This window comes from Actinokineospora globicatena (assembly GCF_024171945.1).
In the GTDB taxonomy this organism is placed as follows: domain Bacteria; phylum Actinomycetota; class Actinomycetes; order Mycobacteriales; family Pseudonocardiaceae; genus Actinokineospora; species Actinokineospora globicatena.
This window is the reverse complement of sequence record NZ_JAMTCR010000005.1, coordinates 588,767-610,380: the sequence shown is the minus strand read 5'-3', so window position 1 is coordinate 610,380 and position 21,614 is coordinate 588,767. Positions and strand designations below refer to the sequence as shown.

The window sequence follows — 21,614 nt, the reverse complement described above, 5'->3', positions numbered from 1 at the left end:
TGGCGGGGGGTTCTGCCGGGGATCAGGTATACCGCAGGCCACCAGCGCGGCCGCGCGCACCGTGTCGCTGGTGTCCCCGGGCGGTCGCGGTGAGTAACGTGGCGCGGGTGAGTTCGTACTTCCGGCGCTACCTGCGGGGCGAGCGGGTCGCGGTGTGGGAGGAGTTGCGCGCGCTGGGCCCGGTGCCCGACGCGCTCGCCGAGGACGTGGCCGCCGTCGCGGACGAGACCATGATCCGGGTCGGCCAGGACGTCGCCAGGATCGCCGCCGCGCTGCCCGAGTTGGGCTGGGTCTCCGCCGACGGCGTCGAACCGCACGAACCGCCCACCGAGGGCGCGATCGCCCTCGCCGACACCCTGGCGGAGAAGGTCGGCCTGCCGTTCGCCCTGGAAGCGTGCCTGCGCCGCGTCGGCCGCGTCTGGTTCCCCGGCGACTGCGAGGCGCTGCTGCTGAGCTACCACCTGGAACCCGTGCCCCGCGGGCAACCGCCCGGCCCCGAGTACCCGGACCCGCTGTGCCTCCCCAGCGCCTACACCCTCGCCGCCGACTGGGACGAACACGGCACCGAGCCCGGCTACACCTTCGCCCTCGCCCCCGACGAACGCCGCAAGGCCAACGTCCCCGGCGGCACCCACGACCTCACCCTCCCCTCCCAGGTGGCCGACCCCGTCCTGCACGGAATCGCGGGCCACCCCACCACAACCCTCGTCGACTACCTCAGAACCTCGATCCGCCACGGCGGCTTCCCCGGCTACTCCTTCGCCCCGGAACTGGCCCCAGCCGCCCTGATCACCCTCAGCACCGAACCAGACTTCTAGCCCCGCTCCACAGTGGACTACCCCGGGCCCCCGAACAGCCACCAGCGGCAGTCCACTGGCTCGCCCCATCCTGCGGCCAAAGGCGCTCAGCAACAACGAATCAGCGACCCCGCAGCAGACCGATGACGCCCACCCCAGCGCCACCACAAACCCCGGCTCCCGCCGAGCCCAAACTTCAACGCGCGCAATGCCCTCACACCAAACGCACGCAACTCCCCCACCTCGCAACGCCCCCACGCGCGCGGCGCGCCCACCCCCCGGCGTCACACCTTCGGGCGAACCCCCTTGACATCCCCGGGGGCCCACCCCAAGCCTGGCCCGGCCCCCACCCTCTCCGGGGGGCGTCCCTGGGCCAGTCTACCGGGACCCACCCACGGGCGATCTTGAAACAGGCCCCGCAGAGATCCACATGTGGATAACTTCTGTCACCCAGAAGACGGAAAATCCGAGCACCCGAAAACCGGAGATCGCCTGGTGGCAGCAGAGAATGACGTCCACCAACGAGCGAGGAGGGGGCCGGTGCGCGGCCCCCTCCTCGATCACAGCGAACCAGGTCAGGCGGTCTCGGTGATCGGGCGGTCCACCCAGGACATGAGGCCGCGGAGCTTGGCGCCGGTTTCCTCGATGGGGTGCTTGGCACCTTCCTCCTGGAGGCGGTGGTAGTTCGCGCGGCCGCTCTCGTCCTCGGCGACCCATTCGCGGGCGAAGGTGCCGTCCTGGATCTCGCCGAGGATCTTCTTCATCTCGGCCTTGACCGCGGGGGTGATGACGCGGGGGCCGCGGGTGAGGTCGCCGTACTCGGCGGTGTCGGAGACCGAGTAGCGCTGGCGGGCGATGCCGCCCTCGTACATCAGGTCGACGATGAGCTTGAGTTCGTGCAGCACCTCGAAGTAGGCGATCTCCGGGGCGTAGCCCGCCTCGGTCAGCACCTCGAACCCGGCCTGCACCAGGGCCGACGCGCCGCCGCAGAGCACGGCCTGCTCGCCGAACAGGTCGGTCTCGGTCTCCTCGGTGAAGGTCGTCTTGATGACGCCCGCGCGGGCGCCGCCGATGGCCGCGGCGTAGGACAGCGCGAGGGCCTGGGCGCCGCCGGTGGCGTCCTGGTGCACGGCGATGAGCGCGGGGACGCCCTTGCCGTCGACGAACTGGCGGCGCACGAGGTGGCCGGGGCCCTTGGGGGCGACCATGGCCACGTCCACGTTGGCGGGCGGCTTGATCAGGTCGTAGCGGATGTTGAAGCCGTGGCCGAAGAAGATCGCGTCGCCGTCGTTGAGGTTGGGCTCGATGTCGTCGGCGTAGATGAAGCGCTGCTTGGTGTCCGGCGCCAGGATCATGATCAGGTCGGCTTCTGCGGAGGCCTCGGCGGGGGTGAGCACGCGCAGGCCCTGCTCCTCGGCCTTGGCGCGGGACTTGGACCCCTCGGGCAGTCCGATGCGGACGTCCACACCGGAGTCGCGCAGGCTCAGCGCGTGCGCGTGGCCCTGGCTGCCATAGCCGATGACGGCGACCTTGCGGCCCTGGATGATGCCGAGGTCGGCGTCGGCGTCATAGAAGATCTCGACGGACATGGGAGTTGTGTCTGCCTTTCTGGCGGTACCTGGCGGGAGGCCAGCGAAACTGGGGGGACTAGCTCAGCGGACGGCCGTGGCCGTGATCGAACGCGGACCGCGGCCGATGGCGACCATGCCGGACTGGACCATCTCGCGGACGCCGTAGGGCTCCAGCATGCGCAGCAGGGCCTCTATCTTGTCCGCGGTGCCGGTCGCCTCGATGGTCAACGCCTCCGGGGAGACGTCGACGACCTTGGCCCGGAACAGCTGCACGGTCTCCAGGACCTGGCTGCGCACGGTGGCGTCGGCGCGGACCTTGACCAGCAGCAGTTCGCGGCGGACCGCGGCGGAGGCCTCGAGCTCGACGATCTTGATCACGTTGATCAGCTTGTTGAGCTGCTTGGTGACCTGCTCGAGCGGCAGGTCCTCGACGGCGACCACGATGGTCATCCTGGACACGTCGGGGTGCTCGGTCGGGCCGACGGCCAGGGAGTCGATGTTGAACCCGCGCCGGGAGAACAGCCCGGCGACCCGGGCCAGCACGCCCGGCTTGTTCTCCACCAGCACGCTGAGGGTGTGTTTGGTCATGCGCTCGGTCCTCCTCAGGTCCGCCGGGTCACGCTTCGTCGAACAGCGGTCGGATGCCGCGGGCGGCCATGATGTGGTCGTTGCCGGTCCCGGCGGCGACCATCGGCCACACCTGGGCGTCCTTGCCGACCACGAAGTCCACCACGACCGGGCGGTCGTTGATGGCCATCGCGCGGTGGATCACCGAGTCGACGTCCTCCTTGGTCTCGCAGCGCAGACCGGCGCAGCCAAGCGCCTCGGCGAGCAGGGTGAAGTCGGGGATGCGGTGCTTGTGCGTGCCGAGGTCGGTCTGGGAGTAGCGCTCGCTGTAGAACAGGTTCTGCCACTGCCGGACCATGCCGAGGTTGCCGTTGTTGATGACCGCGACCTTGATCGGCGCGCCCTCGATGGCGCAGGTGGCCAGTTCCTGGTTGGTCATCTGGAAGCAGCCGTCGCCGTCGATGGCCCAGACCACCGCGTCGGGCCTGCCGAACTTGGCGCCCATGGCGGCGGGCACGGCGTAGCCCATGGTGCCCAGGCCGCCGGAGTTGAGCCAGGTGCGCGGGTTCTCGTAGCGCACGTGCTGCGCGGCCCACATCTGGTGCTGACCGACACCGGCGGTGTAGACGGCCTCCGGTCCGGCGATGCGGCCGATGCGCTCGATGACGTACTGCGGCGACAGGGTTCCGTCCGACGGCCACTCGTAGCCGAGCGGGAAGGTGCCGCGCCACTCGTCGAGCAGCGTCCACCACGCGGAGATGTCGGCGGCGCCGTTGGCCCGCTCGGCCTTCACCGCGGCGATCAGCTCGACCAGGATCTCCTTGCAGTCACCCACGATCGGCACGTCGGCGCGGCGGTTCTTGGAGATCTCGGCCGGGTCGATGTCGGCGTGCACGATGGCGGCGTCGGGGGCGAAGCTCTCCAGCACGCCGGTGACCCGGTCGTCGAACCGGGCGCCGAGGGCGACCAGCAGGTCCGAGCGCTGCATGGCGCCGACGGCGGGCACGGTGCCGTGCATGCCGGGCATGCCCAGGTGCTGGCGGTGCGAGTCGGGGAACGCGCCGCGCGCCATCAGCGTGGTGACGACCGGGATCCCGGTCAGCTCGGCCAGCTCCAGCAGCTCGGGCGCGGCGTCGGCCTTGATCACGCCGCCACCGACGTAGAGGACCGGGCGCTTGGCCGCGCACAGCAGCTTCGCGGCCTCGCGGACCTGCTTGCCGTGCGGGCGGGTGGTCGGCCGGTAGCCGGGCAGCCGCAGCTCCGGCGGCCAGCTGAACGAGGTGGTCTCCTGCAGCACGTCCTTGGGGATGTCCACCAGCACCGGGCCGGGGCGGCCGGTCTTGGCCAGGTGGAACGCCTCGGCGATGGTGCGCGGGATGTCGGCCGGGTCGGTGACCAGGAAGTTGTGCTTGGTGATCGGCAGCGTGATGCCGCAGATGTCGGCTTCCTGGAAGGCGTCGGTGCCGATCAGGCCGCGGGTCTGCTGCCCGGTGATGGCCACGATCGGGACCGAGTCCATGTTGGCGTCCGCGAGCGGGGTGACCAGGTTCGTCGCACCGGGGCCCGAGGTGGCCATGCAGACACCGACCTTGCCGGTGGCCTGCGCGTACCCGGTGGCCGCGTGCCCGGCGCCCTGCTCGTGCCGGACCAGCACGTGCCGCACCTTGGTGGAGTCGAGCAGCGGGTCGTAGGCGGGCAGGATGGTGCCGCCGGGGATGCCGAACACGATCTCGACGCCGACGGCCTCAAGCGAGCGGACGAGCGACTGCGCTCCGGTCACCCGGACGGGTGTTCCGGTCGGCGGCGCGGGCTTGGGCCGGGCAGGCTGCGCGGTGGCGGCGGCCGTCCCAGGGTTCGCTGCGGCCGGGGTGGGCCGCGATGGTGCGCTGGTCATCGGTTCTGCCTCGTGGGTCGGAGTGTTCTCGTGGGGCTGGCGCGGGATCCGGGGCGATTGTTGGGAAGTCGGACTATCGGTGGTGCGAGTACGGGCCTGGACACGAAAAAACCCCCGTCGACCACAGGGGTCGCACGAGGGTCGCGCGTTCGACGTCAGGACCTTCCGTCAGCGTCGAACGCGCGGCGGAAGTACGAGAATGGAGTGAGCTGGCACGTCGCAGACGCTAGTGCGTTCGGGGTAGAGCGTCAACTCTGCGGGACGGTGCTCCCGGATGGTGGACACCGATTCGGGACCCGGGAGCGGGCCGCGCACACCCCGGGTGCACCATCTAAGGGTGTCTGAGCAGCAGCAAGTGCCGTCCCGGCTGGTCTTCCGCGTCCCCGGCGTCGCTGTGCTGGCCGCGCTCCTGTTCGCGGTCTGCGCTACCCCGTTCGCGTTCGCCGCGCCGGGGCTCGTCGCCGTCTACGTGATCCCCATCGCGCTCGTCGTCTGGGTGTTACGCGTGCGCACGACCGCGGACGCGGAAGGTCTGGTGGTGCGCGAGGTGGTCAGCACGCACGCGCTGGCCTGGAACCTGCTCAAGGGGCTGCGGATCGACGCCAAGGGCCGGGTGGCCGCGGTGCGCTACGACGAGACCGAGATCGGGCTCCCGCACGTCCGGGCGCGCCACCTGCCCGCGTTGGCCCTGGTCAGCGGCGGCAGGATGGACGACCCCAGCGTGGGTCTCGGTGAGCAGGCGTCCGACGACGAGCCCATCGCCGAGTCCGGCGACGTGGTGACCGACACAGCGACCGACGTGGTGACCACGGATGTCACGGATGCGGGCGCGGACACCGATCAGGACTCCGGCGCGAACTCCAGTACTGGGCCGAGTACGGAATCCAGTGCGGACACCGGTGCGGACGCGGTAACCGAAAAGGTCACCGAAGACACGGGACGCCGCGCGACCGCAGCGGAGTAACCTGGGCGGCACCGCTCCCCACTTCCAGGCCGACCCCGCACCACGGGCGTGGGCCAGGCAGTACCACGCAGTCAGACCCGCACTCGTCGACCATTGGAGGAGCCGTGCCCGCGCTGCGCTCCCGCACCACCACGCACGGTCGCAACGCCGCCGGTGCCCGCTCGCTGTGGCGAGCGACCGGCATGACCGACAGCGACTTCGGCAAGCCGATCATCGCGATCGCCAACTCCTACACCCAGTTCGTGCCGGGGCACGTGCACCTGCGCGACCTCGGCGACATCGTGGCCGAGGCCATCACCGCCGCCGGTGGCGTGCCGCGCGAGTTCCACACCATCGCCGTCGACGACGGCATCGCCATGGGCCACAGCGGGATGCTGTACTCGCTGCCATCGCGCGAGATCATCGCCGACTCGGTCGAGTACATGGTCAACGCGCACCAGGCCGACGCCATCGTGTGCATCTCCAACTGCGACAAGATCACCCCGGGCATGCTCAACGCGGCCATGCGGATCAACATCCCGGTGGTGTTCGTCTCGGGTGGACCGATGGAGGCGGGCAAGGCGGTCGTGGTCGGCGGGGTCGCGCACCCCTCGTCGGACCTGATCACCACCATCGCCGCCTCGGCCAACAGCTCGGTGGACGCCGACGCGCTCGACGAGGTGGAGCGCTCCGCCTGCCCGACCTGCGGCTCCTGCTCGGGCATGTTCACCGCCAACTCGATGAACTGCCTCACCGAAGCGCTCGGGCTCGCGCTGCCGGGCAACGGGTCCACCCTGGCCACGCACGCCGCGCGCCGGGACCTGTTCGCCCGCGCCGGGACCACGGTCGTCGAGCTGTGCAAGCGCTGGTACGAGCAGGACGACGAGTCCGCGCTGCCGCGCTCGATCGCCAACCGGGCCGCGTTCGAGAACGCGATGGCGCTGGACATGGCGATGGGCGGGTCGACCAACACGGTGCTGCACGTGCTCGCCGCGGCGCAGGAGGGCGAGGTCGACTTCACCCTCGCCGACATCGACGACATCTCCCGCAAGGTGCCGTGCCTGTCGAAGGTGTCGCCGAACTCCGACTACCACATGGAGGACGTGCACCGGGCGGGCGGCATCCCGGCGATCCTCGGTGAGCTGTGGCGGGCCGGGCTGCTCAACGAGGACGTCGCCTCGGTGCACAGCCCGTCGCTGGCGCAGTGGCTGTCCGAGTGGGACATCCGCGCGGCGAACCCGAGCGAGGAGGCCGTGGAGCTGTTCCACGCCGCGCCGGGCGGGGTCCGCACCACCAAGGCGTTCTCCACGTCGAACCGGTGGTCCTCACTGGACACCGACGCGGCGGGTGGCTGCATCCGCGACTTCGCGCACAAGCACACCGCCGACGGTGGACTGGCGGTGCTGCACGGGAACCTGGCCGAGCGCGGCGCGGTCATCAAGTCCGCGGGCATCGACGAGGACCTGTTCGTCTTCCAGGGCCCCGCGCGGGTCGTGGAGAGCCAGGAGCAGGCGGTGTCGGTGATCCTGGGCAAGAAGATCCAGGCGGGCGAGGTCCTGGTGGTGCGCTACGAGGGGCCTGCCGGTGGGCCCGGCATGCAGGAGATGCTGCACCCGACGGCGTTCCTCAAGGGGTCCGGCCTGGGCAAGAAGTGCGCGCTGATCACCGACGGCCGGTTCTCCGGTGGGTCCTCGGGGCTCTCCATCGGGCACGTCTCGCCGGAGGCGGCGGGCGGCGGCACGATCGGGCTGGTCGAGGACGGTGACCAGATCCGCATCGACGTGCACGAGCGGACCCTGGAACTGCTGGTGGCGCCCGAGGTGCTGGCCGAGCGGCGGGCCAAGATGGACGCCCGGGAACGACCGTGGCAGCCGGTCGACCGGATCCGCCCGGTGACCAACGCGTTGCGCGCCTACGCCCGGATGGCCACCGACGCCTCCACCGGCGCGGTCCGCGACCCGAGCCGGTAGGTCTACGCGCGTACCAAGGCCCCCGCCACAACGGCGGGGGCCTTTGGTCTCTTGGTGGGGTTCGGCTCAGCGCAGGACAACGAGCGTGACGACGCTCAGCCCGGCGGCGAGGAGGAGGAAGATGAAGCCGAACGCGGGCGCTCGGCGGAACCACGGGGTGTTGCGGTCCAGGGAAATCCGACCGGCGCCCGCGAACAGCAGCGCGAACGCGGCGGCGGCGTAGACCGCCTCCAGTTCGACACCGCCCGCGAACAGGTCGATGTTGACCCGGACCCAGATGGCGTTGGCCATCACGCCGAGCACGGCCGAGGCGGCCGCCGGGGTGAACAGGCCGAGCACGAGCAGGGCGCCCGCGATCAGCTCGGTGAGCCCGGTGACCCAGGACAGCACGGTGGCGTGCTCGAACCCGAACTGGGTCAGCGCCTGGGCGAACCCGCTGATGCCGGGCCCCTCGAGCAGGCCGAACACCTTCTGCAGGCCGTGGCCGACGAACAGCGCGCCGAGGGTCACCCGCAGCACGAACAGGCCCAGGTCGGCGCCGAAGTGCCAGGCGTGCGGCTCGGGTTCGAGCACCTCCTCCCGGCCGCCGTACCCGGTGTCGTTGTCGTGGTCGGTGGGACGCGGCAGGGCCGTCGTGGTGGCGCCGCTGCCGTGGGTGTCGTCACCGCTGGTGGGGGTCGTCGGGTACTTGCTCTCCGACGGCGTGAAATAGCCGCTGTCCGCGTATCCGCCACTCTGCCGTGGGCGGTCGTCTTCGGTACTCACGCCCGCACAGTAAGCGATGGGTCAACCCCCCGCCGATCAACTAGTAGTCGCCGCGGACCAGGTTGCTCGGCTCCTCACCCCGTGCGAACTGCCGCACCTGCTCGACGACCACCCGGTACGCGCGGGCGTGCACACCGGTGCAACTACCCGCCACATGTGGGGTGAGCAACAGGTTCGGCGCCGTCCACAGCGGGTGACCTTCCGGCAGCGGCTCCGGGTCGGTCACGTCCAGCGCGGCCCGCAACCGCCGGGACTGGAGCTCCACCAGCAGCGCCTCGGTGTCCACGACCGGCCCGCGCGCGGCGTTCACGACCACCGCGTTGTCGGGCATCTTCGCGAGGAACGCGGCGTCCACCAGGTGCCTGGTCGCGGGCGTCATCGGCACCATCAACGCGACGACGTCGTGGTGCGGCAACAGGTCGTCGAGCTCGCTGATCGCCCTGATCCCGTCGCGGGCCGAGTTCGCGACCATGGTCACCTCGGCGTCGAACGCGTCCAACCGGCGCTTGAGCTGCTTGCCCAGGTCACCCGCGCCGATGACGAGCACCTTCTTGCCCTGCAACGTCTCCGTCTGGTGCATCGCCCACGTCTGCGACCGCCGGTCGTCCTCGAACTCCCGCATGTCCCGGAACACGGTGAGCAACGCGGCCACCACCCACTCCGCGGTACTGCCCCCGTGTGCGCCGCTGCAGGTCGACAACATCACGTGCCCCGGCAACTGCCCCACCCACGCCTCAGCCCCGGCGGTCAGCAACTGCACCAGCCGCAGCTTCGGCAAGCTCCCGACCAACCGCACCTTGTCGGCGGAGAGGAACCCCGGCACGAGGACCTCGGCGTCAGCGGCCTCCTCCGGCAACTCCCCCGGCTCATACCGAACCGCCCGCACCCCATCAACATCCGCGAAAGCCGCGACCCCGTGCTCATCAGGCACCAGAACAGTGATACTCACGACCGCCACCCTACGTCCGCCCCCCGCCCCGGCCCTACCACCAGCGAGAACACCCCTGCGCTCGCACCGCCCCCGGCCCCCTTCGCCCCGCCCCGGCCCGCCTCACACCGCTCCCAGCTCGCTTCGCCCGGCCCCCGGGCCGCTCGCCCCACTCCCGGCTCGACTTCGCCCCGCCCGGGCCCTCACCCGCCAAGCCCGCGCCGCCTACCGGCACCCCCCGACAGTCGATCTTGAACCGACCCCCGCAGAGATCCACATGTGGATAACTTCTGTCACCCAGAAGACGGAATTTGAGTCACCCGAAGGACACACATCCCCAGCTCAGAGCCATGACCCAGGAGCCGTGAGAGCTAGTCCGCGCCCCCGCCGCCGCCTTGGGGCTGGACGAGGATGGCGACGACGCGGTCGTCGCTGGAGACGGTGGGGCCGGTCTGGCGGTTGACGGTGCCCGCGATGGCGATCTGGTCGGTCATCAGGTCGAGGCCGTCGACCTTGCCGAAGCCGTCCGGGGCGGCCAGGGCGATCTGCGGCTTGCCGGTGAACGTCCCGTCGGGGGCCTGCGGCAGGTTCTCCAGGTGACCGGCGGTGGCCATGGCGACCCACACCAGTTCCGGGGTCGCCGCGCAGCCCGCGACGCCGGGCTTGTCCGGCCACGACCAGGCCGGGCTGGTCAGCGCCTTGCCCGGGGTCACCCGGTACAGCACGTCCGCCGCCGCCGTGCGGTCGGTCACCCAGGTCTGCGTCCCGTCGAGCGACGCGCAGATCCCGCCGGGCGCGTGCAGCCCGGCCGCGAGCACCGCGCTCCCGGACGTCGGGTTGCCGGGCGCGGGCCTGCCGTCACCGGTGATCCGCAGGACCTTGCCCGCGAGCGACTTCGGGTCCGCCGCGGCGGTCGCCGAGCCAGCGTCGCCGGTAGCGAGCACGAGCGCACCACGGTGGTCACGCGCGAGTGAGCCGCGGTTACCCGTCGCCCCCCTAGGGATACCGGTGAGCACGGGCTTCGCCTTGTCCCCCGGCGCGATGCGGACCACGCGGTTGTCGGTCGGCGTCGTGATGTAGGCGAAGACCAGTTGGTCCTCTTCGTAAGTCGGAGACAACGCGAGACCGGTAAGCCCACCGTCGGTGGACGCGTCAACGGCGACGGTAGCGAACACGGTCGGCTCGTTGTCCTTACGCACCAACAGGATCCGACCGGTCTTACGCTCGGCGACCAACGAAGTCGGGTTCGAACCGTCGCCAGGTAGCGCTGCCACCGCGACAACCGTATCGAGACAGGTAGCCAAAACGGCCGGATGGAAGTCCTTGCACCCGTCAGGCGGAGGTACCTTCGTCGCCTGACCTTCGGCCTGGGGGTCCTCTATGGCCCCACTACGGCCACCGGTCTCAGGTTCGGGGGCTGCCTGAGGTGTCAGGGGGGCGTTGGCCTGCCAACTCTCCTCGGGCGGCTGGTCGGCGAAGGTAGCGCAAGAGGACACAGCCAGCGCCACACACATCGCCGTAAGCAGGCGAAACGGGGTACGCAGCACTCCAGCCATGATGACCGACCTTACGTCCAACAAGGTGAATCCCCGGTGAGCAGCTACCGCCGCGCGCGTTCGACCACAGCCACGCGGTCAACCAGCAACTGAAGCTCCTCCGCGATCACCTCGGGTGCCTCTAGCGGCAAGAAGTGACTGGTTGGCACTACCCGTACACGCGCTTGCGGTAGGCACGCGGCGGCCTTGACGGCCTGGCGGGGATCTGCGACGACGTCGAAGCGGGCCGCGAGCACGGTGACCGGGCAGGTGATCCCGGCGAGGTCACGCCGCGGGACGTCGGCGAGCGCGAGGGCCAGGGTGACGTACCAGCGCCAGTCGTGACCGAGGAAGCGGCGCACCGCCTTCGCGACATCAGCCGGGTCGGCGCCGGGCAGCATGAACCCGCTGTGCTGCAGCAGCGCCGCGGTGACCCGGTTGACCGGCACCCGGTGCAGCACAGCGTCGACCAGCGGACCCACGGCACGCACGGCCACCGCGCTCCCGACCACCAACGGCCTGCGCACGGCGGCCGGGATGCCGAGCACCCCGAGCACACCCCCGAACAAATCCCCCGACACCCCGGCGGCGAGCAACAACCCCGACACCCGCCCCGGATACCGCCGCGCCAACTCCGCGGCCACCATCACCCCGACCGACCACCCCATGACGACGCACCGCCGCACCCCGGCCGCGTCCAACACCGCGACCGCGTCCGCAACGTGGTCATCGAGCCCGATCCGCGCCGAATCAACCGGCCGCTCCGACCCCATGGTGCCCCGGTGATACCAACTAAGCACCCGAACCCCGGACGACGGCAACACCAACGCGGGCCAAGCCTCCGGGATCGTCCCCAACCCCGGACACAACAACACAACCGGCCCGTCGGACTCAGTGCACCACCCGCGCAGCCTGGTCCCATCAGCCGCGCGCACGTCGTGTTCGCGCATCGCGCCCCAGTCTGCCGCACTTTCCTGCCTGCGACCTTCACCCACCCGTTCGTGCTCCCCCGTTTCTTGCCTTGACCTGGGGCTGCGCCTCGATCGAACGGCGCATTTGTCCCTCCGCTGGGCGACAAAAGTTATCCACATGTGGATCTCTGCGGGGCCTGTTTCAAGATCGCCCGTGGGTGGGTCCCGGTAGACTGGCCCAGGGACGCCCCCCGGAGAGGGTGGGGGCCGGGCCAGGCTTGGGGTGGGCCCCCGGAGGCGTCAAGGGGCTTCGCCCGAATGTGTGATGAGCGGAGCGGTGGCGGCGGGTTGGCGGAGCCGGGGGCGGCCGGGCGGAGCCAGGTGCGGTTCTGGCGGGGCCAGATGCGTGGCCGGGCGAGTTGGCGGAGCTGGGTGGGGCGTAGGTGGAGTGGCCGGAGTGGCGAAGCGAATTGGTTGGCGTGGCCGAGTGGTGGTGGCCGACTCGGTGGGGTGGTGCTTCAGTCGGGCGGGTGCCGGGGGGAGGAGCGGTCAGGGGCCGCAGCGGTGCGGTCGGCGGACAGAGCGAGCGGCTGGTGGGTGAGCAGCGAGAAGTGCGGAGATGACAGTGCCGCCCAACCCCCGGTGAGAGGGGGTGGGCGGCACTGGGGGCGAGGAGCTAGGCGCCGCAGCGTTCTAGGATTAGTTCTCGGACGCGTTTGGCGTCGGCTTGGCCCTTGGTGGTTTTCATGACGGCGCCGACGATGGCTCCGGCGGCGGCGTGTTTGCCGTCGCGGATCTTGGTGGCTACGTCGGGGTTGGCGGCTAGGGCCTCGTCGACGGCGGCGTAGAGGGCTGAGTCGTCGGAGACGACCTTGAGGCCGCGGGTCTCGACGACGTGGTCGGGTTCGCCCTCGCCGTTGAGGACGCCGTCGACGACGTCGCGGGCGAGCTTGTTGGTGAGGGAGCCGTCGGCGACCAGGGCGATGACGCGGGCGACCTGGCCGGGGGTGATCGGCAGCGCGCCCAACTCGACGCCGCGGGTGTTGGCCTGCTGGGACAGGTACGACATCCACCACGAGCGGGCCTCAGCGGGCGGGGCGCCCGCGTCGGCGGTGGCCGCGACCAGGTCGATGGCGCCCGCGTTGACCAGGTCCCGCAGTTCCAGGTCGGTCAGCGACCACTCCGCCTGCACCCGCTTGCGGCGCTCGGCGGGCAGCTCCGGCAGCGTCCCCCGCAGCTCCTGCACCCACTCCGCCGACGGCGCGATGGGCACCAGGTCTGGCTCGGGGAAGTACCGGTAGTCCTCGGAGGTCTCCTTGCGCCGACCCGCGCGGGTGGTGCCGGACGCCTCCTCGAAGTGCCGGGTCTCCTGCAGGATCGACCCGCCACCGGCCAGGATCGCGGCCTGGCGGGTCATCTCGTAGCGCACTGCCCGCTCGACGCTGCGCAGCGAGTTGACGTTCTTGGTCTCGGTGCGGGTGCCGAACTCCGCGGCGCCGCGCTCCATCAGCGACACGTTGGCGTCGCAGCGCAGCGAACCCTGGTCCATCCGGACGTCGGACACGTCGAGCGCCTTGAGCAGGTCGCGCAGCGTGGAGACGTACGCGCGGGCCACCTCGGGCGCGCGCTCGCCGGTTCCCTCGATCGTCTTGGTGACGATCTCGATCAGCGGCACGCCCGCCCGGTTGTAGTCCAGCAGCGAGTGCTCGGCGCCGTGGATGCGGCCGGTGGCGCCACCCACGTGCAGGGACTTGCCGGTGTCCTCCTCCATGTGCGCGCGCTCGATCTGCACGCGCACGACCTCGCCGTCGTCGAGGGTGACGTCGAGGTAGCCGTTGAACGCGATCGGCTCGTCGTACTGGGAGGTCTGGAAGTTCTTCGGCATGTCCGGGTAGAAGTAGTTCTTGCGCGCGAACCGGCACCACGGCGCGATCTCGCAGTTGAGCGCGAGCCCGATGCGGATCGCCGACTCGACCGCGAGCGCGTTGAGCACCGGCAGCGACCCGGGCAGGCCCAGGCAGGTCGGGCACACGTGGGTGTTGGGCTCGCCGCCGAACTGGTTGGCGCAGCCGCAGAACATCTTGGTCGCGGTGGACAGCTCGACGTGCACCTCGAGGCCGAGCACCGGGTCGAACCGGGTGACGACCTCGGTGTAGTCCATCAGCTCCGCTGTGGTCACTTGGCCCTCCGGTAGGCGCGGACGGCGATGAGCACGCCGGTGATGGCGACGACGACGCTGCCGATGGCGTTGGCCAGCACCAGCTTGTCCTTGTCGGCGCGGGCCGCGGCGAACCCGCGGGCGGCGCTGGTGGCGGAGGTGACCGCGCTGACGATCCCGAACACGCCCTTGTACTTGGACCCAGCCATCAGTGCGCGACCTCCAGCTCCGGAACACGGTTGATCAGGGGACCGCCCTGGGCGGCGTTGCGGGCCAGCTCGTAGGCGGCGGCCACCCGGTACCCGCGCTGGTCCTGCAGCGCGGGCGACATGATCTGCATGCCGACCGGCAGGCCGTCGGCCAGTCCACAGGGGACGCTGAGCGCGGCGTTGCCCGCCAGGTTGGACGGGATGGTGCACAGGTCGGCCCGGTACATCGCCATCGGGTCCGCGGTGCGCTCGCCGATCTTGAACGCGGTGGTCGGCGTCGTCGGCGAGACCAGCACGTCGACCTGGGCGAACGCGGCGTCGAAGTCGCGCATGATCAGCGTGCGGACCTTCTGCGCCGAGCCGTAGTAGGCGTCGTAGTACCCGGCGGAGAGCGCGTAGGTGCCGAGCATGATCCGGCGCTTGACCTCGGCGCCGAACCCGGCCGCGCGGGTCAGCGACATGACCTCCTCGGCGCTGTGGCCGCCGTCGTCGCCCACCCGCAGGCCGTAGCGCATCGCGTCGAAGCGGGCCAGGTTGGACGAGGCCTCGCTCGGCGCGATCAGGTAGTACGCGGGCAGCGCGAGGTCGAAGCTCGGGCAGGACACCTCGACGATCTCGGCGCCGAGCGCGCGCAGCTGCTCGACGGCGGCGGCGAACGCCTCTGCGACGCCGTGCTCGTAGCCGTCACCGGCGAACTCGGTGACGACGCCGACCTTGACGCCCTTGAGGTCACCGGTGGCGCCCTCGCGAGCGGCGGCGACCACCGGCGGCACCGGGGCGTCGATGGAGGTCGAGTCGAGCGGGTCGTGCCCGGCGATGACCTCGTGCAGCAGCGCGGCGTCGAGCACCGTCCGCGCGCACGGGCCAGCCTGGTCCAAAGAGGACGAGAAGGCGACCAGGCCGAAGCGGGAGACGGTCCCGTAGGTGGGCTTGACGCCGACCGTCCCGGTGACCGCTCCCGGCTGGCGGATGGAGCCACCGGTGTCGGTGCCGATCGCCAGCGGCGCCTCGAACGCGGCGAGCGCGGCGGAGGAACCACCGCCGGAGCCGCCGGGGATGCGGTCGAGGTCCCACGGGTTGCGGGTCGGGCCGAAGGCGGAGTTCTCGGTGGACGAGCCCATCGCGAACTCGTCCATGTTGGTCTTGCCGAGGATGACCACGCCCGCCGCCCGCAACCGCTGCGTCACGGTGGCGTCGTAGGGCGGCTGCCAGTGTTCCAGGACCTTCGAACCGCAGGTCGTGGGCGCGCCCTGCATGGTGAGCACGTCCTTTAGCGCCAGCGGCACGCCGGCCAGCGGCGAGGCGGCCGGGCGACCGGCGGCGACGTCGTCGTCGACGGCCTTGGCGGCGGCGAGCGCCCGGTCGGTGTCGACGTGCAGGAAGGCGTGCACGGCGTGGTCGACGGCGGCGATGCGGTCCAGGTGGGCCTGGGTGACCTCGACCGCCGAGACCTCCTTGGCCGCGACCTTGGCGGCGATGTCGGCCGCGTCGAGCCGGGTCAGCTCGCTCATGCTTCCTCCCCGAGGATCCTCGGAACGCGGAACCGGCCGTCCTCCACCGCGGGCGCGGCGGCGGTGGCCTGCTGCTGGGTGAGCCCGGGGCGCACGACGTCGGCGCGGAAGACGTTGGTCAACGGCACCGAGTGCGAGGTCGGCGGGATGTCCTGGTCGGCGACCTGGCCGACCTGGGCGACCGCCGCCACGATCTGGTCGAGCTGACCTGCGAACAGGTCGAGTTCGGCTTCGGTGACGGCCAACCTGGCCAGGCGAGCGAGGTGGGCCACCTCGTCGCGGGAGATGCTGGGCACTCGACGAACCCCCGGGGTTGTCTGTGATAGGACCTGGTGAGTCTATTTCGCGGGGTTCGGCCGCCCCGAACGGGTTGTTCGGAACGCGCCGCGGTGCTAAACCGGTGCCCGGTGGCAGCCGGGGCGGCGCGGCCGGGGTCTGCGACAATCAGCGGTCGACAAATCCGCGCGTCCGCGCGGGGTTGCTAAGTGCGGGAGGCGTTCGCCTTGTCGTTCCTGATCCGGGTGCAACTCCCGGACAGCCCGGGCACCCTGGGCGCGGTCGCGACCGCGCTGGGCGCCATCGGTGCCGACATCCTCAGCGTCGACGTGGTGGAACGGGCGGGCGGGGTCGCCATCGACGACCTGGTGGTCGAACTGCCCGGCGGGCGGCTGCCGGACGTGCTGATCACCGCCGCCGAGTCGATCCCGGGGGTCGAGGTGGACGCGGTCCGCCCGTACGCCGGGCTGCTCGACACCCACCGCGAACTGGAACTGGTGGAGGACGTCGCCGCCGAACCGGGCGACGGCCTGGCGATCTTCGCCGCCGGGGTGCCGAGGATCATCCGATCGGGGTGGGCGCTGATCGTGTCGGCCACCGCCGACGGCGCCACCCGCCTCGCCGCGAGCACCGCCGCCCCCGACGTGCACACCATCGCCCTCCCCTGGCTCCCCCTCGCCCGGGCCACCGTCCTCGACGGCGAGGAACCCTGGGTCCCCGCCACCTGGCGCGAACTCGGCACCGAACTCGCCGCCACCCCCCTCGGCAAACCCGACCGCGTCCTCCTCGTCGGCCGCCCCGGCGGCCCCATGTTCCGCGCCGCCGAAGTCGCCCGCCTCGCCCACCTGGCCGGGATCGTCGCGGTAGTCCTGCCGGACTGACGGCATCGTCGCGGTGGTTCTGCCGGGCTGATCAGAACTGGACTGTGGTCCGCTCCAAGGCCACCCGGACCAGGGCTGTGTTGTCGGCGGCCACGGTGCCGTCGGGTAGGTGGAGGGTGTCCTCCAGGCCGATGCGGGTAGCCAGGCCGAGGTGGGCGGCTGTGGTGAGTGCGGGCCAGGTGGAGGCTTCCTCGCCGTGGAGCAGGATCGGCAGGGGTAGCCAGGCCAGGGCGTCCAGGAGGGGCTCCGCAGAGGCATCGGGGCGGACTTCGGCCAGGACGCGGACTGCGGCGGGTGGGATGCCGTAGGTGCGGAGGGTCGCGGCGGCGGGTGGGTCGAAGACGCCCAGTTCGACCGCGATGCCCGCTGAGTGCAGGGCCGCGCAGACCTCCCACCAGCCGTCCTCGTGGACGTTGACGGAGGCGAAGTCGGGGCGGCCCGCGGCGAGGCCGGTCCAGGCGGCGACCAAGGCGGCTCGGCGGTGTGGGTCTGGTTCGGTCCAGGCGCCGGTGGTGACGCCGACGGTGGCGGTTGGCACTGCCGCGCGGACGGCGGCCACGGTGGCGGCCAGTTCGGGGCCGAGCAGCGTCGTGCGGCCGGTGGCGTCCCTCGGGTGCACGTGCACGGCCGTGACACCGAGCGCGGCGACATCAGCGGCGGCTGACGCCACCTGCGCCGCGGTGATCGGGACGGCGGGGTGGTCGGCGGGTGAGCGCTCGCCGTTGAGGCACGCCTGTAGCTCCACCGGGCCAGTGAAGCAGAGGCCGTCGGTCTCCACCTGTTGCCACTAGCCCGGATGGACGAACAGAGGACCGTCAGACGTCCAGGGTGTAAGCGATGAGTTGGACCTCGGGGCCGGGGTGCCAGTCGCGGCTGGGTAAGCGGGAGAAGCCGAGGCGCTCGTACAGGCGGTGAGCGGGCGTTAACCCTGCCGGACTGCACAACACGACACGCTCTAGACCCAGTTCGCGCGCTCTAGCGATAACCGCGCGCACCAGCAACTCCCCCACTCCTCTACCGCGCGCGGGGGCGGCTACGGCGAGCATGCGGAGTTCCAGCTCACCCGCGCGGGAGATCTCGGCGAACGGCGTGCCGGGCAGGGCGACGGTGACCGTACCGACCAGACACCCCTCCCGGTCCGCGGCGACCAGCAGCTCGGCCGAGCGCAGCCGCGCCTCGGCGTCGGCCAGCAACGCGGCGTACCCGGACCCGCCCCCGTCCCCCGGGTACCCGACCGCCCGGTACGCCTCCACGGTCAGCGCACCGACCCGCCGCACCTCGTCCGACCGCGCCTGGCGCACCACCAGGTCAGCCACCTCAGCCACGCCTCGCCTCCCACGTTCGTCGTGTCGTCCCGGTGCGACCCCGCGCCGGGTTCGACGCGGGAAACCCCACCGGACTCCTCCGACGCCCCAGCCCGCGCGCGGTTGCCTGCCCGCGCGCCGACCGGTGCCACCGGATCCGGTTGGGTACCACCGGGGACGTCCCTCACCCCCGGACGACCGGCCACTCGTCCTACCCCGGACCGTCGGCTCCGACCGTGGCTCCGGTCCGGTCCGACTCCCCCCAGCCCCTCCCCCTCCGCCGCAGCGACGACCACCGCGCGAGCCCAGCTCACACGGGCCGCTGCACCCACCCTGCCAAGGGATCGCGGCGCTGCCAACCACCCGGTTCGGCGGATTCGCGACGCGTTGCGGCGGCACCGCGCGGTACCGGACAGTGCTGTCCGGTGCGCTCACACGGATGGCCCAGCGCGGGAGCGTTCCCGTATCCACCCGGGCGCACGGGTATGCAGCAGGCCACGGACAGGACCGGCGGAAAAGGTTGATCGCGCAACCCTTCCGAGTGGCGACGGTTCAGTCCTCTGCGGACTCCGCGTCCGGCTCGCCGACGGTGGCCAACTCGGTCGCGGCCTCCGCGCCGCGCTCGAGCAGGACCCGGAACCCGTCCTCGTCGAGCACCGGGACCTTGAGCTGCACGGCCTTGTCGTACTTGGACCCCGGCGCGTCGCCGACCACCACGAAGGCCGTCTTCTTCGACACCGACCCCGAGGCCTTGCCGCCTCTGGCCAGGATGGACTCCTTGGCCTCGTCGCGGGAGTACGTCGCGAGGCTGCCGGTGACCACGATCGAGAGGCCCTCCAGCGTGCGCGGGACGCCCTCGTCGCGCACCTCGACCATCCGCACCCCGGCCGCGCGCCACTTGTCGACCACGTCGCGGTGCCAGCCGACGGCGAACCACTCCTCGACGGCGGCGGCGATGGTCGGGCCGACGCCCTCGGTGTCGGCCAGGTGCTGCTCGTCGGCCGCCTCGATGGCCTGGATCGAGCCGAACGCCTGGGCCAGCGCGCGGGCCGCAGTCGGGCCGACGTGCCGGATCGACAACGCGACCAGGACCTTCCACAGTGGACGATCCTTGGCGGCGTCGAGGTTGGCCAGCAGCTTGCGGGCGTTGGCCGAGAGCTCGCCCGCCTTGGTGCGGAACAGGTCGACCTCGATCAGGTCGTCCTCGGTGAGGGAGAACACGTCGCCCTCGTCGGCGAGGACGCCCGCGGCCAGCAGCGCGCCCGCGGCCTCGTAGCCGAGCACCTCGATGTCGAAGGCACCGCGACCGGCGAGGTGGAACAGGCGCTCCCGCAGCTGCGCGGGGCACGAGCGGGCGTTGGGGCACCGGATGTCCGCGTCGCCCTCCTTCTCGTAGCGCAGCGTCGCGTCGCACACCGGGCACTCGGTGGGCATCTCGAACTCGCGCGCGTCAGCCGGTCTGGCGTCGATGACCGGGCCGAGCACCTCGGGGATCACGTCGCCCGCCTTGCGGATGACCACGCGGTCGCCGATGAGCACGCCCTTGCGCTTGACCTCGCTGGCGTTGTGCAGGGTGGCCATCTCCACCGTCGAGCCCGCGACCTTGACCGGCTCCATCACCGCGTACGGGGTGACCCGGCCGGTGCGGCCCACGTTGACCCGGATGTCGAGCAGCGTGGTGGTGGCCTCCTCGGGCGGGTACTTGAAGGCGATGGCCCAGCGCGGCGCCCGGGACGTGCTGCCCAGCCTGCGCTGCAGGGACACCTCGTCGACCTTCACCACGACGCCGTCGATCTCGTGCACCGCGTCGTGGCGGTGCTCGCCCCAGTGCTTGATGTGCGCGGCGAGCTGGTCCGCGGAGTCGAGCAGCTTGGTGTGCTCGGACACCGGTAGGCCCCACGCGGTCAGTGCGCGGTACGCCTCGGACTGGGCCGTGGGTTCGAAACCGACCCTCTTGCCGAAACCGTGGCAGATCATCCGCAGCGACCTGCTCGCGGTGATCTTGGGGTCCTTCTGCCGCAGCGAGCCCGCGGCGGTGTTGCGGGGGTTGGCGAACGGCGGTTTCCCCGCCTCGACCAGGCGGGCGTTGAGCTCGGTGAAGTCCTCGACGCGGAGGAAGACCTCGCCGCGGATCTCCACCAGCTCGGGGATGGGGAACTCGGCGCTGGGGGTGAGCCGTTCGGGCACGTCGCGCATGGTGCGCACGTTGAGGGTGACGTCCTCGCCGGTGCGGCCGTCACCCCGGGTGAGGGCGCGGGTGAGCCTGCCGCCCTCGTAGAGCAGGTTGATGGCGAGGCCGTCGATCTTGAGCTCGCACAGGTAGTGCGCGGCGTCGCCGACCTCCTTGGTGACCCGGTCGACCCAGGACCCCAGCTCGTCGACGTCGAAGGCGTTGTCCAGGCTGAGCATCCGCTCCAGGTGGTCCACGGCGGCGAACTCGGTGGAGAACGTGCCGCCGACGCGCTGGCTCGGCGACTCGGGGGTGACCAGCGCCGGGTGCCGCTGCTCGAGGGCCTCCAGCTCGCGCAGCAACGCGTCGAACTCGCCGTCGGAGATCGTCGGTGAGTCGAGCACGTAGTAGCGGAACTGGTGGCCGAGCAGCTCCTCGGCGAGCACCGAGTGCCGCTCGCGGTCCTCGGCGGGCACGTCCTCGACGCCCTCGGCCTCGGCCCCGGGGGCGTGTCGCGGTAGCTCCTGGTCAGCGCTTGTCACACGAGCAGACTAGCGAGGGGGACCGACAACGCGCGGCGTCAGCCCGCCAGCCTGTGGACAAGTTCGCGCAGCTCAAGCAGGCCGATGGTGTCGGCGGGGGCGTCGACGGCGGGCTCGACCCGGCGCAGCCGCCGACCGGCGAGGCGCTCACCCAGCGTGGCGTCCAGGGGCAGGAAGGTCATCGCGGATCGGGCGGCCGGGTCGAGCTCGCGCAGCAGCGGGTGGTGCACGGCGACGTCGACCACGCCCGCGGCCTCGTCGACCTGGACGTGCACCCGGACGTCGGCCAGTCGGATGCGGTGGACGCCGAGGTTGACGGTCACCTCGGTCGGGTCCGGCACAGGTGGGACTGAGTCGTGGAACTCCCAGATAGCGTCATCCGGCGGAGCTGCCGCTTTCCACGCATCGGTATACGGGCGCAACCTCGGGTCCTCTTGGCCGGAGATGACCAAGGCGTAGATAGACCTACCGCCGCGTTCAAGGGCGAAGTGCAGGTCTGGGTGGAGGTCTGCGACGAGGTCGCAGAGCTGGTTCTCCACGCGGTTCGGCTCGCCCTCGCCGAGCGCGGCCGCGACGTCCGGGAGCAGCTCGAACCACCGGGTCCAGAACCGTTCCGCGAGCGCGGCGGGTTCGGGCCGCTCCGGTTGGGGCTTCTTGCGGAACCAGCTCATCCGCCCATCTT

19 protein-coding genes are annotated in these 21,614 nt (G+C 71.3%); 4 read left to right on the top strand and 15 right to left on the bottom strand.

Features of this window, described 5'->3' with window-relative positions; genetic code table 11:
- The first annotated feature begins 107 nt into the window (after positions 1–107).
- Positions 108–818 carry a hypothetical protein gene (locus LV79_RS26515; RefSeq protein ID WP_253840947.1) on the top strand — a complete coding sequence of 237 codons (711 nt, stop codon included), beginning with the start codon at positions 108–110 and terminating at the stop codon, positions 816–818.
- Positions 819–1,372: 554 nt separating this feature from the next.
- Here LV79_RS26515 and ilvC read toward each other — a convergent pair.
- The 3 genes from ilvC to LV79_RS26500 all read right to left on the bottom strand — a co-directional run bounded on the left by ilvC (position 1,373) and on the right by LV79_RS26500 (position 4,829).
- Positions 1,373–2,386 (bottom strand): ketol-acid reductoisomerase, encoded by a 1,014-nt coding sequence (gene ilvC, locus LV79_RS26510; protein ID WP_253840946.1) that lies wholly within the window; start codon positions 2,384–2,386, stop codon positions 1,373–1,375.
- A 63-nt stretch (positions 2,387–2,449) separates the two neighbouring features.
- A complete protein-coding gene (ilvN, locus tag LV79_RS26505; protein WP_253840945.1) occupies positions 2,450–2,956 on the bottom strand; it encodes an acetolactate synthase small subunit in 507 nt (168 codons plus the stop codon).
- Between the two features lie 28 nt (positions 2,957–2,984).
- Positions 2,985–4,829: an acetolactate synthase large subunit gene (locus LV79_RS26500; RefSeq protein ID WP_253840944.1), complete on the bottom strand. Its 1,845-nt coding sequence runs from the start codon at positions 4,827–4,829 to the stop codon at positions 2,985–2,987.
- Between the two features lie 337 nt (positions 4,830–5,166).
- Here LV79_RS26500 and LV79_RS26495 point away from each other — a divergent pair, with 337 nt between their 5' ends.
- Positions 5,167–5,793: a PH domain-containing protein gene (locus LV79_RS26495; protein ID WP_253840943.1), complete on the top strand. Its 627-nt coding sequence runs from the start codon at positions 5,167–5,169 to the stop codon at positions 5,791–5,793.
- A 104-nt stretch (positions 5,794–5,897) separates the two neighbouring features.
- On the top strand, positions 5,898–7,742 hold the full coding sequence (ilvD, locus tag LV79_RS26490; RefSeq protein WP_253840942.1) for a dihydroxy-acid dehydratase: 1,845 nt from the start codon (positions 5,898–5,900) through the stop codon (positions 7,740–7,742).
- A gap of 66 nt (positions 7,743–7,808) precedes the next feature.
- Here the strand turns inward: ilvD and LV79_RS34655 are convergent, their stop codons facing one another.
- The 8 genes from LV79_RS34655 to gatC form a co-directional block, all read right to left on the bottom strand.
- Complete coding sequence (locus LV79_RS34655) at positions 7,809–8,507, bottom strand: DoxX family protein (protein ID WP_253840941.1); 699 nt, start codon at positions 8,505–8,507, stop codon at positions 7,809–7,811.
- A gap of 40 nt (positions 8,508–8,547) precedes the next feature.
- Complete coding sequence (locus tag LV79_RS26480) at positions 8,548–9,465, bottom strand: 2-hydroxyacid dehydrogenase (protein ID WP_253840940.1); 918 nt, start codon at positions 9,463–9,465, stop codon at positions 8,548–8,550.
- 341 nt (positions 9,466–9,806) lie between these two features.
- Positions 9,807–10,709 carry a PQQ-dependent sugar dehydrogenase gene (locus LV79_RS26475; RefSeq protein WP_308208965.1) on the bottom strand — a complete coding sequence of 301 codons (903 nt, stop codon included), beginning with the start codon at positions 10,707–10,709 and terminating at the stop codon, positions 9,807–9,809.
- Positions 10,710–11,035: 326 nt separating this feature from the next.
- The gene (locus tag LV79_RS26470; protein WP_253840939.1) at positions 11,036–11,920 is read right to left on the bottom strand and encodes an alpha/beta fold hydrolase; all 885 of its coding nucleotides are present in this window, start codon (positions 11,918–11,920) and stop codon (positions 11,036–11,038) included.
- Between the two features lie 637 nt (positions 11,921–12,557).
- Positions 12,558–14,060 (bottom strand): Asp-tRNA(Asn)/Glu-tRNA(Gln) amidotransferase subunit GatB, encoded by a 1,503-nt coding sequence (gene gatB / locus LV79_RS26465; RefSeq protein WP_285470614.1) that lies wholly within the window; start codon positions 14,058–14,060, stop codon positions 12,558–12,560.
- Complete coding sequence (locus LV79_RS26460) at positions 14,057–14,248, bottom strand: hypothetical protein (protein ID WP_092776697.1); 192 nt, start codon at positions 14,246–14,248, stop codon at positions 14,057–14,059. The genes gatB and LV79_RS26460 overlap by 4 nt, the downstream gene beginning before the upstream one ends.
- Positions 14,248–15,759, bottom strand: coding sequence for an Asp-tRNA(Asn)/Glu-tRNA(Gln) amidotransferase subunit GatA (gene gatA, locus LV79_RS26455; RefSeq protein WP_253840938.1), 1,512 nt, complete (start codon positions 15,757–15,759; stop codon positions 14,248–14,250). Before gatA ends, LV79_RS26460 begins: the two co-directional genes overlap by 1 nt.
- Entirely contained in the window at positions 15,756–16,055 is a 300-nt protein-coding gene (gatC, locus tag LV79_RS26450; RefSeq protein WP_092776701.1) for an Asp-tRNA(Asn)/Glu-tRNA(Gln) amidotransferase subunit GatC, read from the bottom strand. Before gatC ends, gatA begins: the two co-directional genes overlap by 4 nt.
- A gap of 207 nt (positions 16,056–16,262) precedes the next feature.
- On the opposite strand from gatC, the gene LV79_RS26445 reads away from it, so the two are divergent.
- Positions 16,263–16,916 carry an ACT domain-containing protein gene (locus LV79_RS26445; RefSeq protein ID WP_253841205.1) on the top strand — a complete coding sequence of 218 codons (654 nt, stop codon included), beginning with the start codon at positions 16,263–16,265 and terminating at the stop codon, positions 16,914–16,916.
- Between the two features lie 31 nt (positions 16,917–16,947).
- Here LV79_RS26445 and LV79_RS26440 read toward each other — a convergent pair whose 3' ends face one another.
- From LV79_RS26440 to LV79_RS26425, 4 genes are all read right to left on the bottom strand, one after another.
- A complete protein-coding gene (locus LV79_RS26440) occupies positions 16,948–17,661 on the bottom strand; it encodes a 3-keto-5-aminohexanoate cleavage protein (protein WP_253840937.1) in 714 nt (237 codons plus the stop codon).
- Between the two features lie 70 nt (positions 17,662–17,731).
- Positions 17,732–18,232 carry a GNAT family N-acetyltransferase gene (locus LV79_RS26435; protein WP_253841204.1) on the bottom strand — a complete coding sequence of 167 codons (501 nt, stop codon included), beginning with the start codon at positions 18,230–18,232 and terminating at the stop codon, positions 17,732–17,734.
- Positions 18,233–18,772: 540 nt separating this feature from the next.
- Positions 18,773–20,932, bottom strand: a complete 2,160-nt coding sequence (gene ligA, locus LV79_RS26430; protein ID WP_253840936.1) for an NAD-dependent DNA ligase LigA — start codon at positions 20,930–20,932, stop codon at positions 18,773–18,775.
- 38 nt (positions 20,933–20,970) lie between these two features.
- Positions 20,971–21,603 (bottom strand): hypothetical protein, encoded by a 633-nt coding sequence (locus LV79_RS26425; RefSeq protein WP_253840935.1) that lies wholly within the window; start codon positions 21,601–21,603, stop codon positions 20,971–20,973.
- Positions 21,604–21,614: the final 11 nt, after the last annotated feature.